The 19,384-nt window shown below is 36.5% G+C and carries 18 protein-coding genes; 10 read left to right on the top strand and 8 right to left on the bottom strand.

The window, feature by feature from the left end; all coding sequences use genetic code 11:
- The first annotated feature begins 157 nt into the window (after nt 1-157).
- The 5 genes from K319_RS0105170 (at nt 158) to K319_RS0105150 (ending at nt 4,969) form a co-directional block, all read left to right on the top strand.
- Entirely contained in the window at nt 158-904 is a 747-nt protein-coding gene (locus tag K319_RS0105170; protein WP_027382674.1) for an electron transfer flavoprotein subunit beta/FixA family protein, read from the top strand.
- 132 nt (nt 905-1,036) lie between these two features.
- Nucleotides 1,037-1,984, top strand: coding sequence for an electron transfer flavoprotein subunit alpha/FixB family protein (locus K319_RS0105165; RefSeq protein ID WP_027382673.1), 948 nt, complete (start codon nt 1,037-1,039; stop codon nt 1,982-1,984).
- A gap of 353 nt (nt 1,985-2,337) precedes the next feature.
- Nucleotides 2,338-2,943, top strand: a complete 606-nt coding sequence (locus K319_RS0105160; protein WP_027382672.1) for a bifunctional nuclease family protein — start codon at nt 2,338-2,340, stop codon at nt 2,941-2,943.
- Nucleotides 2,944-2,966: 23 nt separating this feature from the next.
- Nucleotides 2,967-4,346, top strand: a complete 1,380-nt coding sequence (locus K319_RS0105155) for a nucleoside permease (protein WP_027382671.1) — start codon at nt 2,967-2,969, stop codon at nt 4,344-4,346.
- Between the two features lie 50 nt (nt 4,347-4,396).
- Nucleotides 4,397-4,969: a hypothetical protein gene (locus K319_RS0105150; protein ID WP_027382670.1), complete on the top strand. Its 573-nt coding sequence runs from the start codon at nt 4,397-4,399 to the stop codon at nt 4,967-4,969.
- 17 nt (nt 4,970-4,986) lie between these two features.
- Here the strand turns inward: K319_RS0105150 and K319_RS0105145 are convergent, their stop codons facing one another.
- The 8 genes from K319_RS0105145 to K319_RS0105110 form a co-directional block, all read right to left on the bottom strand.
- Entirely contained in the window at nt 4,987-5,313 is a 327-nt protein-coding gene (locus tag K319_RS0105145) for a DUF6804 family protein (RefSeq protein WP_034671373.1), read from the bottom strand.
- A gap of 107 nt (nt 5,314-5,420) precedes the next feature.
- Nucleotides 5,421-6,398, bottom strand: coding sequence for a chorismate-binding protein (locus K319_RS0105140; RefSeq protein WP_027382668.1), 978 nt, complete (start codon nt 6,396-6,398; stop codon nt 5,421-5,423).
- Nucleotides 6,399-6,409: 11 nt separating this feature from the next.
- Entirely contained in the window at nt 6,410-6,841 is a 432-nt protein-coding gene (locus K319_RS0105135) for a PaaI family thioesterase (RefSeq protein ID WP_027382667.1), read from the bottom strand.
- 68 nt (nt 6,842-6,909) lie between these two features.
- Nucleotides 6,910-7,485 carry a 1-acyl-sn-glycerol-3-phosphate acyltransferase gene (locus tag K319_RS0105130; RefSeq protein ID WP_027382666.1) on the bottom strand — a complete coding sequence of 192 codons (576 nt, stop codon included), beginning with the start codon at nt 7,483-7,485 and terminating at the stop codon, nt 6,910-6,912.
- 246 nt (nt 7,486-7,731) lie between these two features.
- Nucleotides 7,732-8,565, bottom strand: coding sequence for a GLPGLI family protein (locus K319_RS0105125; protein ID WP_027382665.1), 834 nt, complete (start codon nt 8,563-8,565; stop codon nt 7,732-7,734).
- Nucleotides 8,566-8,578: 13 nt separating this feature from the next.
- Nucleotides 8,579-9,496 (bottom strand): alpha/beta hydrolase, encoded by a 918-nt coding sequence (locus K319_RS20930; protein WP_051230436.1) that lies wholly within the window; start codon nt 9,494-9,496, stop codon nt 8,579-8,581.
- 93 nt (nt 9,497-9,589) lie between these two features.
- Nucleotides 9,590-11,314, bottom strand: coding sequence for a PspC domain-containing protein (locus tag K319_RS0105115; RefSeq protein WP_027382664.1), 1,725 nt, complete (start codon nt 11,312-11,314; stop codon nt 9,590-9,592).
- Nucleotides 11,315-11,318: 4 nt separating this feature from the next.
- Nucleotides 11,319-11,660 (bottom strand): PadR family transcriptional regulator, encoded by a 342-nt coding sequence (locus K319_RS0105110; RefSeq protein WP_027382663.1) that lies wholly within the window; start codon nt 11,658-11,660, stop codon nt 11,319-11,321.
- Between the two features lie 313 nt (nt 11,661-11,973).
- Between K319_RS0105110 and K319_RS0105105 the strand changes: the two genes are divergently transcribed.
- From K319_RS0105105 to thrC, 5 genes are all read left to right on the top strand, one after another.
- The gene (locus tag K319_RS0105105) at nt 11,974-12,963 is read left to right on the top strand and encodes an SDR family NAD(P)-dependent oxidoreductase (protein WP_027382662.1); all 990 of its coding nucleotides are present in this window, start codon (nt 11,974-11,976) and stop codon (nt 12,961-12,963) included.
- Between the two features lie 21 nt (nt 12,964-12,984).
- Nucleotides 12,985-13,794: a helix-turn-helix domain-containing protein gene (locus K319_RS0105100; RefSeq protein ID WP_027382661.1), complete on the top strand. Its 810-nt coding sequence runs from the start codon at nt 12,985-12,987 to the stop codon at nt 13,792-13,794.
- Nucleotides 13,795-14,112: 318 nt separating this feature from the next.
- Nucleotides 14,113-16,557 (top strand): bifunctional aspartate kinase/homoserine dehydrogenase I, encoded by a 2,445-nt coding sequence (gene thrA, locus K319_RS0105095; RefSeq protein WP_027382660.1) that lies wholly within the window; start codon nt 14,113-14,115, stop codon nt 16,555-16,557.
- A gap of 100 nt (nt 16,558-16,657) precedes the next feature.
- The gene (locus K319_RS0105090; protein ID WP_027382659.1) at nt 16,658-17,587 is read left to right on the top strand and encodes a homoserine kinase; all 930 of its coding nucleotides are present in this window, start codon (nt 16,658-16,660) and stop codon (nt 17,585-17,587) included.
- A 306-nt stretch (nt 17,588-17,893) separates the two neighbouring features.
- Nucleotides 17,894-19,189, top strand: coding sequence for a threonine synthase (gene thrC / locus K319_RS0105085; protein WP_027382658.1), 1,296 nt, complete (start codon nt 17,894-17,896; stop codon nt 19,187-19,189).
- Nucleotides 19,190-19,384 lie beyond the last annotated feature (195 nt).

Below are 19,384 nucleotides of genomic sequence, written 5' to 3'. Positions count from 1 at the left end.
AAGCTGCTTAAATCGGACAAAATTATTTATAAAGAGTCTAAATACCCTTTTGTTAAAGCAGTTTCCGATGTTATTTAATAAATAGCAATAAATTATGCATGCATAGTATTTTTTATATATATTAGCACAGTTAGTAAAATAAAAACATCATCTTAAAATGAAAATATTAGTTTGTATCAGTAGTGTTCCGGACACTACAAGTAAAATTAATTTTACAGCAGATAAATCTGCTTTTGACAAAAACGGAATCCAGTGGGTGATCAATCCATTAGATGAGTTTGCTTTAACAAAAGCTATAAAATTACAGGAATCCCAAGGGGCAACTGTAACAGTTGTAAATGTAGGCGATGCAGGTACAGAAGCGGTTATCAGAAAGGCTTTGGCAATAGGTGCGAATGATGCAGTAAGAGTAAACGCAGATGCAAAAGACAGTTTCTCTGTAGCAAAAGAAATTGCAAAAGTAGCTCAGGATGGCAGTTACGACCTTATCCTTACAGGAAAAGAATCTATTGATTATAATGGTGGGGCAGTTCCGGGAATGGTAGCTCAATTGCTTAACATTCCTTTTGTGAATGCAAGCGTTGGATTGGATGTGAATGGTTCAGAGGCAACTGCTGTAAGAGAGATCGAAGGTGGAAAAGAAACTATTTCCGTGAAATTACCGGCTGTTGTTGCGGGACAAAAAGGTTTGGTTGACGAAAAGGATCTGATCATCCCAAACATGAGAGGGATTATGTCCGCCAGAACCAAGGCTCTTAATGTTGTAGAACCTTCAAATTCTGAAGTGAAAGTTGAAGCCGTTTCTTTTGACAGTGTTGCGCCAAGAGCAGCTGTGAAATTGGTTTCTGCAGATAACCTAGATGAGTTGGTAAGATTACTTCACGAAGAAGCGAAAGTGATATAAATTATAGTCAATGAGACAATAGACAAATAGATAATAAAAAGAGATTCAAGAAAAAAACTTCTCAATCTCAATCGAGTTTATCAATGTCTATCATCTATTCGTCTTTTATCTTTTAATCTAAAAAATAAAATTATGGCAGTATTCGTATACGCAGAAAACATAAACGGAGTTTACAAAAAAGCAGCATTTGAAGCCGTTTCTTATGCAAAAGCTATTGCAGCAAAAACTGGAGATCCAGTGACTGCGATCTCTATCAATCCTACAGATTCTTCAGATTTGCTTTACAAATATGGAGCAGATAAAGTAATTAATGTAAAAGATGCGGGTCTTAAGAATTTCAGTTCCAAGGCTTATGCAGAAGCAGTTGGACAGATTGCTGATGGGAATATTATTGTTTTCCCACATACAACAGACGCTTCTTCTATTGCGCCAATGCTGGCAATTCAGAAAAATTATTCTTTGATTACCAATGCGATTGATGTTCCTGAAAGCACTTCGCCTTTCCAGGTAAAAAGAAGAGCATTCTCAGGAAAAGGATTTATGCACGCAAAAGCAGATGCGGCTGGCGTTATCGTAACCGTTTCTCAAAATGCCTTTGGTGTTAAAGAAAATCCAGCTTCTGGTTCAGAGGAAGTGAAGGAATTGAGCATTGCTAATGAAGACACCAAAGTTATCAATCATGAGCAGTCTTCTGGAAAATTAGACCTTAAAGAAGCGGAGGTCGTTGTTTCTGCTGGTAGAGGCTTGAAAGGTCCTGAAAACTGGGGAATGATAGAAGACCTGGCGAATGTTCTCGGGGCTGCAACCGCTTGTTCGAAACCAGTTTCCGATATCGGTTGGAGACCTCACACAGAGCACGTTGGACAAACCGGAAAAGCAATTTCACCAAATCTGTACGTTGCAGTTGGTATTTCCGGTGCGATTCAGCATCTGGCGGGAGTTAACAGCTCTAAAACGATTGTTGTTATCAATAATGACCCGGAAGCGCCTTTCTTCAAATCTGCAGATTATGGAGTAGTGGGCGACGCTTTCCAAATTATTCCTGCATTGACAGAGAAAATCAAAGCTTTGAAAGCTTAATAAATTTCAAAATAAAATCAAAACCTAAGTCAATGGCTTAGGTTTTTTTATTTTAAGGAATATAATTGGGCAGTTTTACCCGCCTGGAGTTTATCCTGAGCTTGTCGAAGGGCTCCGGTCTTTTTGTTACGCCATGCTTCGCAAAAAGGATTCCGCTCAAACCTAATGAAGTGTTCATCGATTCAAAATAAATAGAAAAATAAATGTAATTTAATAAGCCAGGCTTCTGCAATTCGACGCTTAAAGGATTCGGAATCAGAAAAGCTGAATTTATTTAATGATTTTACTACGCAAACTATGTAAAAATCTACAATTCCTTAATGGAAATTAACAAAAAATTTTATATTTGCTAAATGGATTATAAAAGATTAATCATTAGAGGGATCTCATACAGCCAAACCCAATCGGGAGCTTATGCGCTGTTGTTGGAACATGAAGAAACATCAGTCAAACTGCCTGTTGTTATAGGTAATTTCGAAGCACAATCCATTTCACTGGGATTGGAAAAGGATATCAATCCGCCACGTCCGCTGACTCATGATCTATTCACGCAATTCGTCAAAAATACAGGCTTCAACATCGATTCTGTGATCATCTATCAAATAAAGGACGGTGTTTTCTTTTCAAATATCAATTTCAAAAACCCATTGTCGGAAGAAGAACTTATTCTGGATGCAAGAACTTCGGACGCTGTTGCAATGGCTGTAAGATTCGATGCACCTATTTTCACTACTTCTGATGTCCTGAATGAGGCAGGAATTTTATTGGAGCTGGATGAAACGCCAAAAGTTGGGGATGAAGAAGTCATTTCTGATGAAGTTTCAGATTTCAATGATCTGTCAGGGATTTCTTCTGAAGAGCTGGATCAGTTACTGGCCGACGCTGTTAGGGAAGAGGATTATGATACGGCTCTCAGATTACAGGAGGAGATCAAGAGAAGAAATAAAAAAATAGAATAACAATATTAATATCAATTGACGATATGAGTCTAAAATTACGACTGACTATACTTAGCTTTCTGCAATTCTTTGTTTGGGGAGCTTGGCTGATAACGATGGCAAACTTCTGGTTCGGGACCAAACATTGGGATGGGACACAATTTGGAGCCGTGTTCGGAACTATGGGTATTGCCTCTATCTTTATGCCAACTATCACAGGAATTATTGCCGATAGGTGGGTGAATGCTGAGAGGATCTATTCTGTTTTGCAGATCTTGTATGGCGTAGTGCTTTTCATTTTGCCGCATTCTGAAACGCCTAATTCTTTCTTTTCTATAATGTTGGTTGCAATGTGCTTCTATATGCCAACCATCGCTCTGACCAATTCTATTTCTTATACGATATTGAAAAACAGCCATTTGGATGTCGTGAAGGATTTCCCACCAATTAGGGTTTGGGGAACTATCGGGTTTATCGTTGCGATGTGGATCACGAATCTTACGGGTAACAAATCTACGGAAGGGCAATTCTATATTGCTGGTGGTGTTGCTGTTTTGTTAGGCTTGTATGCTTTGACTCTGCCTAAATGTCCTCCTCAGAAATTAATCGATAAAAGTGCACCGCTTTCAGAACAATTAGGGTTGAATGCCTTTAAACTTTTTGGAGATTATAAAATGGCATTGTTCTTTTTGTTTTCCATGTTATTAGGAGCAGCTTTGCAATTGACCAATGCTTACGGTGATGTTTTCCTGAGTGAGTTTGCCCATTTTCCCAAATATGCCAATTCTATAGTTGTAGAAAAATCTACAATCATCATGTCTATTTCACAGATTTCGGAAACCTTATTCATTTTGGCGATTCCTTTCTTTTTGAAAAAATTTGGAATCAAAAAAGTGATGCTGATCAGTATGCTGGCATGGGTTCTTAGATTTGGGCTTTTTGCGTATGGAGACCCGGTGACAGGACTTTGGATGATCATACTTTCTTGTATTGTTTATGGGATGGCCTTTGATTTTTTCAACATCTCAGGTTCTCTTTTTGTGGAAACCACTACCGATAAGAAGATTCGTTCTTCGGCTCAAGGTCTGTTCATGATGATGACCAATGGTTTTGGGGCTGTGATTGGTAGCTATGTTGCAGGCTGGGCTATAGACAGATTCTTTACACTCAAATTCACTACGGCATCAGAGTTGGCAAAATATTTGGAAACAACTTCCAATGATTCTACTTTTGTGGAGATTCTGAAAAATTCGTTCAATTCTGCCGTTGGTACAGATGGAACTTTATCAAATATTGTATTAGTTAAAGACTGGCAACATATTTGGCTGTATTTTGCGTTATATTCTTTAGTGATCGCTATTTTGTTCGCAATATTTTTCAGACATGAGCATTCACCTTCTGATGTAAAGAACATTGGTCATTAATCAAATTTTGAGACTTTTATGTCATTAAAAATAAGCATGAAAAAGCAATTATGAAAAAGACAATTTTGAATTTAACAACGGTTTTCTTTATCGTTATAGCAGTCATTGGTGTGAGTAGCTGTAGTAAAACAGAAGATGCGGTTGAGGATATAACTGTTCCTGTTCCATTATCTATCAATACAAATACTGAGATTGAAATTCCTTTTGCAGTTTCAATGGAAGAAGTAGTATTTCCGGATATGCCTCTCAATTTGGATGTTGAGGCCAAGATCAAGGAGGAATTCCCTGCATTATCTATAAATAATTTGAAATCTGCAAAATTGTCAAGTTTTAGTATAGATTTTCTTTCTTCTTCGAATGCTGATTCCATTAAGCTAAACAAAGTTTTAAGTGCAAAGTTATTGATCAAAGCTCCTGATCTTTCGGATAAAGAAATTGCAACTGTTGAAAATAATACGAGCGAGACTTCGCTTAACTTCACTCCGATTGCTGATGTAGAATTAATGGATTATTTGAAATCTTCAAATCATTCTTTATATTTAAAAGTAACAGGAACCGAGATCGCCGAGACACAAATGAAAGTAAGGGTCAATTCTGCCTTCACGATACAGGTCGGTTTGTAGAAAAATTAAAGATGGTCCTATAGGTCATCTTTTTTTGTGAAATTATTGTCGTAAGGATTTTCTTCCGCAAACAGAATATTCAGGATCATTCCTATGATTACAATGGTATTGATAATTAGCCATAAAAAATTTGGGAATGGAATTGAGAAGAAGGGATTGTAAATGATAGCTAATGTTGCAAATATTTTGACATCTGTCTGATTTCTTTTATTGAAGGCATCATAAGCCAGCCAGCCAAATCCAACGAATAGCAAATACCCGGAAAGCCTATAGAAGAGATAGGGCATGCTTAAAAAGCATAGAATCAAAATGCCTGTTAAAATCAATTTTAGAAGCTGATTCATATTTCTCAGTTTCATGTAAAATTAATAAATTAATATTAATTCCTAACTTTTTGTATGAATTAGGTTTAAATAATATTATTTAATTATAAAATTTGATTTAATATTGATTATTCGAAAACAAGGTTGTTTTGAATCGCAAGGGATTTCAGTTCTGTTTCATCCCATTCTTTGTGGGGGTCGCTTTTCAAAGTAATTCCTCCACCAACAAACAGAAATGCATAATTTTTAAAGAAACTCGCACAACGAAGATTTACGAAATAATAGATGAGATCCTCGGTTTCAACTTTGATATATCCAGCATAAAATTCGCGGTTAAAATGTTCGATACTTTTTATCCCTTGTGCGCAGAGTTCCTTTGGAAAGCCGCAAACAGCCGGAGTTGGGTGTAATTCGGAAATGATTTTATCCAAACTTTCCGGGCTTATCTCTGCGGAAAAATCTGTTTTAAGATGCTTGATATTTCCAGATATCATATCTTTTGTAGATGATACTTTCAGATCAGACGAGAATTTTTTCAGAATAGACTGTATATAATCTGTGACTGCTTTCTGTTCCTCAATTTCTTTATCAGTCCAGTTTTCTTCTACAGGAACAGTTCCTGCAACACTCATGGTCTCGAAGGAATTATTTCTTTTATCGAATTTTCCCAATACTTCTGAAAAACCTCCCATCCAGATTTCTCCGTTCTTCTCAAATAAATAGCAAAACGCGGAAGGATAGCTTTCACAAAATTTCAGAAAACTCTTTGTCATCGATAACTTTTTCTGAGCATCGATGTCAAGGTACATCAGAAGTTTTCGTCTGGAGAGCACCAGTTTTTTGAGCTCATTTTTCTCAATGAAGTCCTTGGCCTGTGAGATTTTCAAAGCATAAGATTCAAGTGTTTCTTTTGCTGTTTCGATGAAAGGACTTTTACTTTTTGGCGAAACATTCAGAATTTCAATGTCATTTCTAGATATTTCCTTGATATTTCCTTTGAAATCCAGAATGGTCTTTGTGTCAAAACTTACAAAAGAAACGTTGATGCCGGAAGCATTATCAACAGAGAAAAATTTGTCGTTATCGGGTAATTTGAAAATGAGCATTAACAAAAATATTAAACTTTCCCGACAGGAACAATGTTATTCGTCATAGTTGTGTGATTGATTAGATGACCTTTCTCATCTCTGATCTCGATTTGAGAAACGTGCATCGTATTGCCTTTTCTGATAAAAGTCGCAGTTCCGGTAACTATACCATCTCGTTTTGCTCTCAGATGATTACTGTTAATATTCGTCCCGACAGGAACAGATTTTGAAGTGTCCAGATTAATGAGAGAAAGGCAAGAACCCAAAGTCTCTGCCAAAACACAACTTGCTCCTCCATGCAAAATCCCGTAAGGTTGATGTACCCTGGAGTTCACGGGCATTGTAGCTGTAAGATGATCATCGGAAACATCAGTATAAACGATTTCCAGGGTTTCTCCCAAAGTGTTCTTGCTGGCTTTGTTTAGGCGGTCAAGTATTTCTATTTTTTTTGCTTCGTCCATTTCTTAGTTTTGGGTTTAAGTTAACTGTTCCTAATTTTGAACTTAAACTCAGGATTTCAAATCTTGGATTAATAAATCTGAGGATTCCAATTTTCAGGATGTTTTGGAGTGATATCATGTTCGATATAAAAGTTCTGGATTTCTTCCATGATCTCCTCAAAAGTATGGGTCTCCAATTTTTCATAAGGAATTTTATAGCCAAGATTGATGGTCTTCCTTTTGTAATCTCCTCCTGCTAAAACGATAGGGACTTTTGCAGCCAGAGCCATATTATAAAAGCCTTTTCTCCACTTCGGAACCCAACTCCTTGTTCCTTCTGGTGTTATTACCAGGCTGAAATCATCTTTCTTGAATTCATTGGCCACAAAATTCACAAGGTTATTTTTTTGAGAACGATCAATCCCGATGCCGCCGATGCTTTTTACAATCCAGCCATAGAAAGGATTTTTCGTATGTGCATCTTTAATAATGATTTTAAGTTTTTTTCCCAATGCCCAATATGCAAGGTTACCGAGGATATATTCGCTGTTGTCCGTGTGTGGTGCAACAACAAGAATACATCTGTCCAGATTGTTGACATCGCCCTGAAGAACAACTTTCCATCCAATGATTTTAAGAATGATTTTAGCTAATATTTTTTTCATAAAAAAAAGTATAACCATAACGGTCATACTTTACAAATTTACAAAATATGTTCATTCTTAAGAAATATCTAAGTATTCTTTATGTATCAAAACAGGTTGCTGATGAAATCTACGATTTTGATCGCGATTTCTAGTACTAATTGAATCATTTTTTGGTTGCTTTTTGATTAGAAGTTTATTTCTCAAACAAATTTAATAATAATTTTGTTTCTTTTTTAATTAAATCGTTAAAATTTTATTAAATTATCAATTTATTACAGGATATACCACAGCATTTTTCAAATCCATAGGATTGTTATTCTTGGCAATGAAATTCTGTATAACTTTCGCGGCATCTTTGAACTGTTCTTTGCTTGTAATTTTCGTTCCTCCGACTTGGAAAGTTCCAGGAGGCACATCATCAAATTTTTGTCTCATCTCTTTTGTTGGGTCATTGTAGAACTGAAGCATCATTTTGTGCATATTGGCAATGGACACCGAAACTGGTTTTTTTCCTGCAAAGCTTTCAAGAAAGTCCGATGTGTCATAAGTCTTTTCCAGTTTTTGACTTTTTGCCAATTTGAAGAAAAAGTTTTCTTTACTATCATTCAATTCGAATATCAAACCAGGTAATCCTCGGAATTTGTAAGGACCTTCGGAAATGTTGATGTCTTTGCAAAACCAAGCCGTCCAATGTCTTCCTCCAAAATCTGTTGTCGCTTTTTGAAGTGTGTATTGTCCGGAAGTTTTGGTTTCTTTCTCCAGTTTCCAATCCATTTTGTCTTCGGTGTTGTAAGAGAAATAATCCATCATCATCTCGTAATTGGTATTCTGGTAGGAATTTTTAAGTCTTCTTAAGGTTGGAATGTCTGGAGATGCGCTATGATTGTTGCCTCCTTTTTTGTTCAGAGAATCATTGATGATGTTTTCATAGTTATAGAATTTTACATCTTTCGGATTGATATCAAGAGCCATATTCACATTTCTATAATTAGTAGAAGAAGAATCCGGCTTGAATTTGTATTCGTAAATAAAACGATGCGTTTGTGCTTTTGATAGAGTGGTGAGGAATATCAAAAATAAAAAAGTATAGAGTTTCATAGTGATATAGATTTTATTTAACATAACTTTTATAATTCTCCACGATAAGTTTTGCTACTAATTCTGGGTTTTGATAATGTATACCATGAGAATATTTTGGTAGCAGAATGATTTTGCTGTTGTCATTGTCTTTGATCAGGTCAGAAAAATGCTGTATTCTGAGATTGTCATATTCTTTCCACCAAGCTTTAAAATTGATTCCCAGATTTAGATTTTTGTTCAACTCTTCATCCGGAGTTTCAATATATTTGTTGTACGAAATTATAACTGTTGTGGCAATATCCTTGTTCAGCGCTGGCAGATCTGTATATTCGATAAAAAAACCCTTGGAATTTGAGTTTAATGCTCTTATAGCATCATTTCTGGTTCCCTGGCTGACATTTTTATTCTGTGACAGCGATTTTATTATGATGGTAAAAATTTCCTGATATCCGGTTTTGCTTTCAGATTTTATCCTTGCCCTTTCATCTTCCTCTTTTGTTAACATAAAATCTGTCGGGTCCGAGAAAACCAGTCCGGAGACCTCGTCTGGGAACTTTGCGGCAAATAGCCTGATATAAGGTCCGCCAATAGAATGTCCAACAAGTAGATATGGAGGTTTTATGTTGAGCGTTTGCAACATACTATGTAATCTTTCTACAAGTTGGGAATCTGAGAGAATCTTTGGGTCAGCATCAGAATTTCCAACTCCAGTTCTTTCATATTCTATTCCTCCAATGTTAGCCGGCAGATACCGGAGGATCGGGTCGAAGGTACCACCTCCTAATCCGGCTTCGAACACTAAAATAGGTTCTCCATCTTTTCTGTTTTCAAGATTGAAAGTTTTGTAGGACATTTTTTTGCCTTCAACAGATACGAGTTTACTATCGTTATGTTGAGCAGAAGTTGGTAAATAACCAATTATCAAAAGTAAAAAAGTAAAGAGTCTCATATTAAATTTTGTGATTCGATGGTTTTAATGAACTAGGAGAAAAGCGGAGATTCGAAAATCTTTGACCCGCTTTTCAACTAATCCACTCTCAATTTATTTAGTTTTGATAGAAATTTCTTTCTTTCCATCTTTGATATTGATGTTTAGGTCTTCAATACTTTTCTTAACCTGCTCATCCAATTTCATTCTTTCCAGAACAACATCCGCGGAATCTTTAGAATAATTTTTTCCATTGATCTTCACGCTGTCGCTTTCTTCTGAGTTGTACTCGATAGTTGTACCGTTGATATTGATCTTGTTTTTCTCAACCGTGATCCCATTATTGTTATAGTTGTCATTTTCGTGGTCATCTTCATCTTGTCCATCATCTCCACGGGTGCTAACTTCATATTCCTTTTCGTTGATTACTTTCATTCTGGACGGAATTACCAGTTCATAATCCAATCTGTAATCTCTGAATCTGTATTCATAAGGATATTCGAAATAGTTGGGAAGGAAAATTCTGTTACCTCGTATTTCCACAGGAACTTTCATCTTAAGGGGCTGGTTGTAGCCGTCTGCTTCTTTTTTAATGATGATATAAGGTGTTTTGATATCATCTTTTCTTGTGATTTCTACACTTGGCCAGTCTTTCTTATAGATAGTCGCCTTATCAGAGTATATTCTGCCAAAGTAAGCTTTGAAATTTTCAGGAATTGCTACTTTCTTGCTGTCAAGATAGATGGTGTCATTTGGAGCCGAGATTGAGATATTTTCATAGTCTTCATTTTCTCCGCTGTATCGGAAATTGAAACTTGATGCACTTGCAGCCAGGATTCCGATCAAAATGATCCAGATGATTCCCAATGTTCCAAGAACAGGCCCAACATAGTTGAATTTCGTCTTTGGAGAGAATAGCTTGATTGCTAATAACAAGAATGCTACTCCGAAAATAATGGTTGGTAGGGCTGCAATTGCAAGCAATAGATAACCAAGATTATTTTCTTCCAGATAAAAGCCAAGATTATTATCCATTCCAAATTTGTCTGAACCGTAAGCAAACATCATTGCAAACAATCCGATGAAACAACCTGCTGCCATCAACGAAAGCAAAACAGCTAGACAATATTTCAGAACTTTCAGAAAAGAATCTCCAACAGAACCAACTTTTGGACGATTCTCGTTATATATCTCTCCTGCTCTTGTAGTTGTCTCATTGGCAAACTGTACTATTTTGCTGGATTCTTCCTTTAGGTTGTCGAAGTTTAGAGGCTTTCCTTTCATCTTCAAAAAATCAGAAGCTGATTCGGCTTTTGGTAAAACTGCCCAAAGGATGAAATATAAAATCACTACTAAGAATGATGAACCTGGAGCTACCCAAAGGAACAGAAATGCACCAACCCAGATCAATCTCATCCAAGTGATATCCATTCCGAAATAAGCAGCCAAACCTGCACAAACTCCGGCAATTTTCTGTCTTTCCGGGTCACGGAACATCTGTTTCTGGGAGTTGCTGCTATAGCTATGGCCTGTGGAGGATTTTGATTTATTTTGTTTCCCTTCAGAGAAATAAGCTTCTTCCTGTTCATCGATTTGCTCAGGTGTTCCAATTTGAGCAATTACCTTTTCTACATCAGAATCGTTTATAACTTCTCTTTTGGCAAGGGTTTCTTTGAAAATCTCGACCATTCGGATTTCAATGTCGTGCATTACTTCGTCTGCTTCTGAAGCGTCTAGAGAATTTCTCAAGGCATTCAGATAATCGCTAAGCTTTATATAAGCGTGTTCGTCTATCATAAAAGAGAACCCTGCGAGTGCTATAGATAATGTCTTGTTCATAATATTAGTTTTGAGAGTGAGAGTTTGATGTGATTTGGTTTACAGAATCTGTCAGTTCCTGCCAGGTTGTTTGTAATTCTGCTAAGAAGAGACTTCCTTTTTCAGTGATCTGATAATACTTTCTTGGCGGTCCGCTTGTAGATTCTTCCCATCTGTAAGCGAGGAATTCGCCGTTTTTCAATCTAGTAAGGAGAGGATAAAGAGTTCCTTCCACTACATCCAGTTTTCCTTTTTTGAGAGATTCTATCAGGTCGGAAACATACATTTCGCGTTGTTGGATAAGACTCAAAATACAGAATTCCAGAATTCCTTTACGCATTTGCGCCTTTGTGTTCTCGGTATTCATATTAATTTGATTTAATGTTTAAAAGCTTAAAGTCTTTTGGATCTGCGTCCAGCATCCAGCTACTACTTCAACTTTACATTGCAAAGATATATAAATGAAATGGTATTATGCAATACAAAGTAGTAAATATTTTTTGTAATTATATTTAACTAATTGATTTTCAGTAATAAAATTTTAAATATAAAAATCAATGAATTATAGAAATTTAGAAATTAATTTTAGAAAGGACTTTTGAACAAAGTATATTCGGACGTTTAAACAAAATTAATGAATGTTTTGCTTCCTAATTTTGCTTCAATAAAATATTTAAACAATGAACAATTATCAAGGAGCATTACAAAAGCCTATTAATTCTGGCTTTAATGCAAAATCAACCACAGAAGAAGTCATCAAAGGGATTGATCTTGTAGGAAAAATCGCAATTGTGACCGGAGGAAACACAGGGATTGGATTAGAAACCGTTAAAACCTTATCAAAAGCCGGAGCAACAGTGGTCGTTCCCGCAAGAGATACAGAGAAAGCAAAAAGAAATCTTGCCGGGATTCCTAATATAGAACTGGAAGAATTGGACTTAGCAAATACTGATTCGATTGATAAGTTTGCTGAAAAATTCCTGGAATCAGGAAGACCGCTTCATTTATTGATCAATAATGCGGGGATTATGTGGGTCCCACTTCGCAGAGACAGTCGTGGTTTCGAATCGCAATTGGCTGTTAATTACCTGGCTCATTTTCAGTTGACAGCAAGATTGTGGCCTGCATTGAAGCAAGCAAACGGCGCAAGAGTAGTGAATGTATCTTCCGGCGGACATCAATTCTCTGATTTCAATTTTGAAGACCCGAATTTCCTCAATCGGGAATATGAAACACTGCTTGGTTATGGACAATCTAAAACTGCAGTCAATCTTTTTTCATTGGAATTGGATAATCGGGCAAAAGAATTTAATGTAAGAAGTTATGCCCTATGTCCGGGAGCAGTCGGCGAAACAGAATTATCGAGAGAAGCACCTTTGGACTTATTTCAAAAGTTAGGTTATGTAGACTCGGAAGGAAATTTATTACCGGAAGTTAAAGCTTCTCTGAAAACCATTCCTCAAGGCGCTGCAACCACAGTCTGGTGCGCCACAAGTCCTTTGCTTAATGATTTGGGAGGAGTCTATTGTGAAAATGTTGATGTTGCGGAGTTGAGTTCCGATGTGAAAATTATCGGTGGAATCAAAGCATATTCTTTGGACGAAACCCATGCAAAAAGATTGTGGAAACTAAGTGAAGAAATGACAGGAATAGCATTTGCGTTCAGTTGAGATTTGTAACTTTGTGACAATATGGATTATCAGGTCAATTATATCAACCCCGAAATCAAACTTTCCTGTTACGAAGGTAAGTTGTTCAAGACCGAAGCGGCATTTGATGACCATTTGCTGGTTTGGCTGATTTCTGGCGAAACGAAGATTATTCAGGCAGACGAGAGTTTTTTGTTTGGCGCAGGAAGTACTTTTCTGATTCCCAGAAATCAATTGGCGACTATCATCAATCATCCGAAAAATGGATTGCCTCACAAAGCGGTCGCAATGCATCTGTCATCAAAAAGACTCCGTGAATTCTATAATGACGATCAATTAAAATCAAAAGTTACAACAGAAAAAATCATCAGTTTCGAGAAACATCCTTTATTGGAAAGCTGTTTAGCTTCGTTGATTCCTTATTTTGAAATGCAGAATAACTTCCCGGAAAATATTGCTTCGCTGAAAATCAATGAGGCGATTAATATTCTCAGAACGATTGACGAAAATATTGATGCTGTACTCAATAATTTTGAGGAACCAGGAAAGATTGATTTGGTAAGTTTTATGGAAAAGAATTTTATGTTCAATATGTCTTTGGAGAAATTCGGATATTTGACTGGTCGCAGCTTGACAACTTTCAAACGCGATTTTTATAAAGCTTTCAATTCTACACCGCAAAGATGGCTGACCAAGAAACGTCTGGAATTGGCACATTATGAACTTGCCGAGAAACATAAGAAACCTGTTGATGTCTATTATGAAATCGGTTTTGAAAACCTGTCGCATTTTTCTTTTGCATTCAAAAAACATTTTGGTTATGCACCCACAAGATTAATGTCAAATCTTTAATAAATTTTAAAAATTGTTGAAGAAAAATTTGCAGATGAAAAATGTTTTCATACTTTCGTAACAGATTTATAAAACGATAATGAATTTTACAACCACAACAACGATTTCTATAACAACTACAATTAGTAGCTGCAGAAAGGTGTGTTTGTGATATTGTGAAAAATTAGATAATTAACAAAAGCCTTTCTGAATTCAGAAAGGCTTTTTATTTGTGAATGATGATAAAGAATTAACAGGAGCTCCGTAGGAGCGAAATGTGTGTAGTAAGATAATTGACAGTTTAACAGAGCTCCGTAGGAGCGATACAAAAAAACTAAAATGAAAATTTTAAAATTCGGGGGAACTTCGGTTGGAAGTGTAGAAGCATTGAGAAATGTAAAATCAATCATTGAAAAAGAGTTTAATAAAGACAAGCCATTAATTGTTGTTTGTTCCGCTTTGTCAGGAATCACGAATGCGCTTTTATCAGCCTCAGAAGAAGCTTTGAAACAAAACGATTTTTCTGAAATCCTGAAATCTGCAGAAGAAAAACATTATCAGATTATTTCAGAGTTATTGCCAAGAACAGCTCAGAATCCCTTATTGATGATGGTAAAAGTTAGTTTTAATGAGATTGAGGATGTTTTATTCAGTGTTAAAAATCTGGGAGAATTATCAGACAGAATCAAAGATAGGCTGCTTTCTTACGGAGAACAGATGTCGGGCAAAATTGTTTCGGCTTTTCTACGATCTGAAGATTTTCCAGTGGTTTTCCAGGATTCTAGAGAATTGATTGTGACGGATTCGCATTTTTGCAATGCCAACGTTGATTACAAAACGACCAATATAAATCTCAAAAACTGGAAACCAGAAAATCAAATTTATGTCGTTACAGGTTTTATCGCCAAAGATAAAAATGATGATACAACAACTTTGGGCAGAGGAGGTTCGGATTACACTGCTGCAATTCTCGGCTCAGGTTTAAAAGCTGATGAAATCCAGATTTGGACAGATGTTGATGGTTTTTTAACAGCTGATCCAAGATTGGTGAAAAATGCGTTTTCTCAGTCAGAACTCAGCTATCAGGAAGCTATGGAAATGTCGTATTTCGGAGCGAAAGTCATTTATCCGCCAACAATGATTCCTGCCATTGAAAGTCAAATCCCGATCTATATCAAAAATACTTTCAAACCGGAAAATTCAGGAACTCTGATTCATCAAAGATCTGAAGTTTCCAAAGGTCTTATCAAAGGAATAGTTTCCATCGAGAAAACTTGCCTCATCAATATTACCGGAAACGGGATGATTGGGATGAAAGGTTTCAGCGGAAGATTGTTCAATGCTTTGGCGAGATATGAAGTCAATGTTATACTGATTACGCAGGCAAGCTCGGAACACAGTATTTCATTTGTGGTTTCTTTCGATGATGAGAAAAAAGCGAAAAAAGCAATCTATGAAGAATTTGATTTCGAAATTAATTCCAACAAAATTGATGAACCGCAGTTCGATAATGAGCTAAGTATTATTTCTGTCGTTGGCGAGAATATGAAAAAAACGAGAGGGATCAGCGGTAAGTTTTTCAGTGCTTTGGGTAAGAATGGAATCAATATCATTGCGATTGCTCAAGGTTCCTCCGAACTCAATATTTCTGCAGTGATTGAAAGAGCCGAACTCTCAAAAGCGCTTAATGTCGTTCACGATTCGCTGCTGCTTTCTCCCGTAAAAACGTTCAATGTGATGTTTGCTGGAACAGGAAATATCGGGAAAGAATTGTTCCGACAATTGGAAAGAGAACAGCAAAATCTGGAAGAAAACCATCAGATTAAAATCAATATCGTGGGAATTACCAACAGTCGGGAAATGAAAATTTTCGATAATCCTGAATCCGATTTTGATTTAAATAATAACTTTAATAATAATTTACAAAAATCAGATTTGAAAGAATTTATAAAATCTATTTCAAGTAAAAATTTACCTAATTTGGTTTTTGTAGACAATACTTCCAGTGAAGATGTTGTTGCAGAATACCCGTTGTTATTTAACAATAATATTTCTATTGTGACTTGTAACAAAAAAGGAAATTCATCGTCTTACGAGCAGTACAGTAAGTTCAAAAGACTGGCAAAAAAGAATAATGTGAGTTTCTTATACGAGACCAATGTTGGAGCAGGACTTCCAATTATAAAAACCTTAAATGACCTTTGGATTTCCGGTGACGAAATCCTGAAAATCGAAGCTATTTTGTCAGGAACAATTTCCTATATTTTCAATAATTATGTGGGTGATAAGACTTTTGCGGAGGTTGTAAGAACTGCGCAGGAGTTAGGTTATACAGAACCAGACCCAAGAGACGATTTGAACGGAATGGATTTCTCCAGAAAAATGCTGATTCTCGGAAGGGAAATCGGACTCCCATTGGAAATGTCAGATGTCGATATCAAAGATTTTCTTCCGGAAGCTTGCCTTAAAGCCGAAACAATTCCTGCATTCTACAAAGAATTGGAAAAGCACGAACCTTACTTTTCATCTTTCAAAAACGAAGCTGAAAATTCGGGTAGAAAACTGAGATTGATCGGAGTTCTGGAAGAGGGAAAAATCAACATCGAAGTTCAGATTGTTGATGCCAATCATCCGTTTTTCGGATTGTCGGGCAGCGATAATATCATTTCGTTCACGACTTCCAGATATAGGAATACACCGTTGGTCGTAAAAGGTCCCGGCGCAGGTGCAGAAGTGACAGCTGCAGGCGTTTTTGCAGATTTGGTAAGAGTTACAGCACAATAAAAATTATAAATGATAAAAGATAATTGATGAATGATAGCCCAAACAGTTCATTATCATCAATATTTAATCAATTATCATTAATCAATCATCAATTATAAAAATGGATTCTATAAAAGTTTTTGCTCCCGCAACAGTCGCCAACGTGGTTTGTGGTTACGATATTCTCGGTTTTGCGATAGAAGAACCGGGCGATGAAATCATCCTGAGAAAAAATGATTACAACCAAATCATTATCACAAAAATAGAAGGTGATAACGGAAAACTTCCTAAAGACCCGAATAAAAATGTTGTTTCGCACGTTATCCGATTGTTTCTGGAAAAAATCAATTCCAACCAGGGAATTGATATCGAACTCTATAAAAAAATGCCTCTCAACAGCGGAATGGGTTCCAGTGCGGCAAGCAGTGTTGCGGCTTTGGTAGCGATCAATGAATTGATGGGAAAACCGTTTTCCAAGGAAGAATTGTTACCTCTCGCAATGGAAGGTGAAAGAATTGCCTGTGGTAATGCACATGCAGATAATGTGGCGCCGGCACTTTTGGGCGGTTTGGTTTTAGTGAGAAGTTACGAACCTTTGGATGCGCTCAAACTGCCTTATCCAAAAGATTTGTCAGTAGTTTCCGTTCATCCGCACGTCGATGTTCCGACTGGCGAGGCGAGGAAAATCATCAAGGAAAGAATCAGTCTCAGATCTGCGGTTCAGCAATGGGGAAATGTTGCCGGATTGGTCGCCGGATTTTGTACCGGCAATTTGGATTTGGTTAGTCGAAGTATGGAAGATGTTATTATAGAGCCGGTTCGCGCGATGCTGATTCCGTATTTTTACGAGATGAAACAGATGGCTTTGGACAACGGTGCAATTGGTTTTGGGATTTCGGGTTCCGGTCCGTCGGTTTTTGTATTGTGTGAAAAGAAAAAAACTGCGGAAGAAATTTCATTCAAAATCAAAGAATTACTTAATCAAAAAAACATAGAAAGCGAAGCATTCGTAACGAAATTTAATGATGAAGGAGCGAGAGTTATCGATTAAAATTTGGGCAGCTTAATCCGCCTTCCGCTCCCAATCTTTTTATTTTTTAGCAAAAAAACAAAAAGGATTTCCGCTCAAGTCGGGCTGCAGCTTCGCAAAGTTGAAGATTTATCTTCAATCCCATTGTGTTATTCCGCAGAATCTTTACGGCGAATTTTAGATTTCTACCATAATAACAAAATAACTTTAAAATTTAGTCTTCGCTGAGCGTAAGCGCCTTTGCGAACCTTAAAATGTTTTCAATAAAATTAAAAAAATCTTTGCGCACTTTGCGTTCAAAACAGTTCTAAGTAAAAGAAAGAAAAAATGAAATACATATCAACAAGACAACAAGAAGAAACCAATATAAAAACAGCAATCCTTAAAGGTTTGGCAGACGACGGCGGATTATTTATGCCGGAGTATATTCCGCAATTGGATTCTGAGTTTTTTGAAAATCTACCAAACCTAAGTTTGCAAGAAATCGGTTTTCGAGTAGCGAAAGAATTTCTTGGCGAATCCATTTCGGATGATAATCTCAAAGAAATCATCGATGAGGTTCTGAACTTCGAAATTCCTGCGGTTAAAATCTCAGACAATATCTATTCACTGGAATTATTTCACGGTCCGACGATGGCTTTCAAAGATGTCGGAGCAAGATTTATGGCAAGAATGATGTCTTATTTTTCCGAAGGAAAACCGATGAAAGTGATTGCTGCAACTTCGGGAGATACGGGAAGTGCGGTTGCATCGGGATTTTTCGGAGTGCAGGGAATCGAGGTTTATATTCTTTATCCGAAAGGAAAAGTAAGTCCATTACAGGAAAAACAATTGACAACCTGGGGTGGAAATATCAAAGCTTTGGAAATCGATGGCACTTTTGATGATTGCCAGGCCTTGGCAAAACAGATTCTGTCTGATGAAGAACTGAATCAGAAATTTACATTGACATCAGCAAACAGCATTAATATTGCCAGATTGATTCCACAATCGTACTATTATTTCTGGGCTTTTGCGCAATTGCAAAAATTAGAAAAACCGATTGTTTTCTCGGTTCCAAGTGGAAATTTTGGAAACTTAACGGCAGGACTTTTTGCTAAGAAAATGGGATTGCCAGTTCATCATTTTGTAGCTTCGACCAATGAAAATGATGTTGTTCCGAAGTTTCTGGAAACTGGTAATTACGAAGCGAAACCATCAAAACAAACGATTAGCAATGCAATGGATGTGGGGAATCCGAGTAATTTCGAAAGGATGGGAAACTTATTTAATAATGATGTTTCAGAATTCAAAAAAGACATTGAGTCTTATTCTTTCTCCGATGAAGAAACGAAAAGTGCAATGCGAGAAGTTAGAAAAGAATTTGGTTATACGCTTGACCCGCACGGAGCGGTTGCTTATTTGGGATTGGAAAAATATTCTGAAAAATCGAATGATGATTTTGTTGGTGTTTTGTTGGAAACAGCTCATCCGGCAAAGTTTGTAGAAGTGGTAGAAAATGTTTTGAAAGAGGAGGTTACCATTCCTGAAAAATTGGAAGCATTTAATAAAAAAGAAAAGAAATCTGTGGAGTTCCCGGTTGATTTTGAAGCTGTGAAAAACTATCTGATAGAGGAGAAGTGATGTTTTTTATCGCAAAGGCGCAATTTTTTTATAAAATTACGGTTAAAAGTCGCAAAATTGAAATATTGTATTTCTTTGCGACTTTCAACATTTGCAAAATAAAACTTCTGCCTTTGCGATAAAATATATTGATTTACAGTTTCTAATCCGGAAATAAATCTTATCTTTGCATCCGAATTTACATAATAATCATTA

Source organism: Epilithonimonas caeni DSM 17710 (assembly GCF_000426465.1).
Classification (GTDB): domain Bacteria; phylum Bacteroidota; class Bacteroidia; order Flavobacteriales; family Weeksellaceae; genus Epilithonimonas; species Epilithonimonas caeni.
The sequence above is the reverse complement of the archived record's forward strand: the minus strand, read 5'-3'. Positions and strand labels throughout refer to the sequence as shown.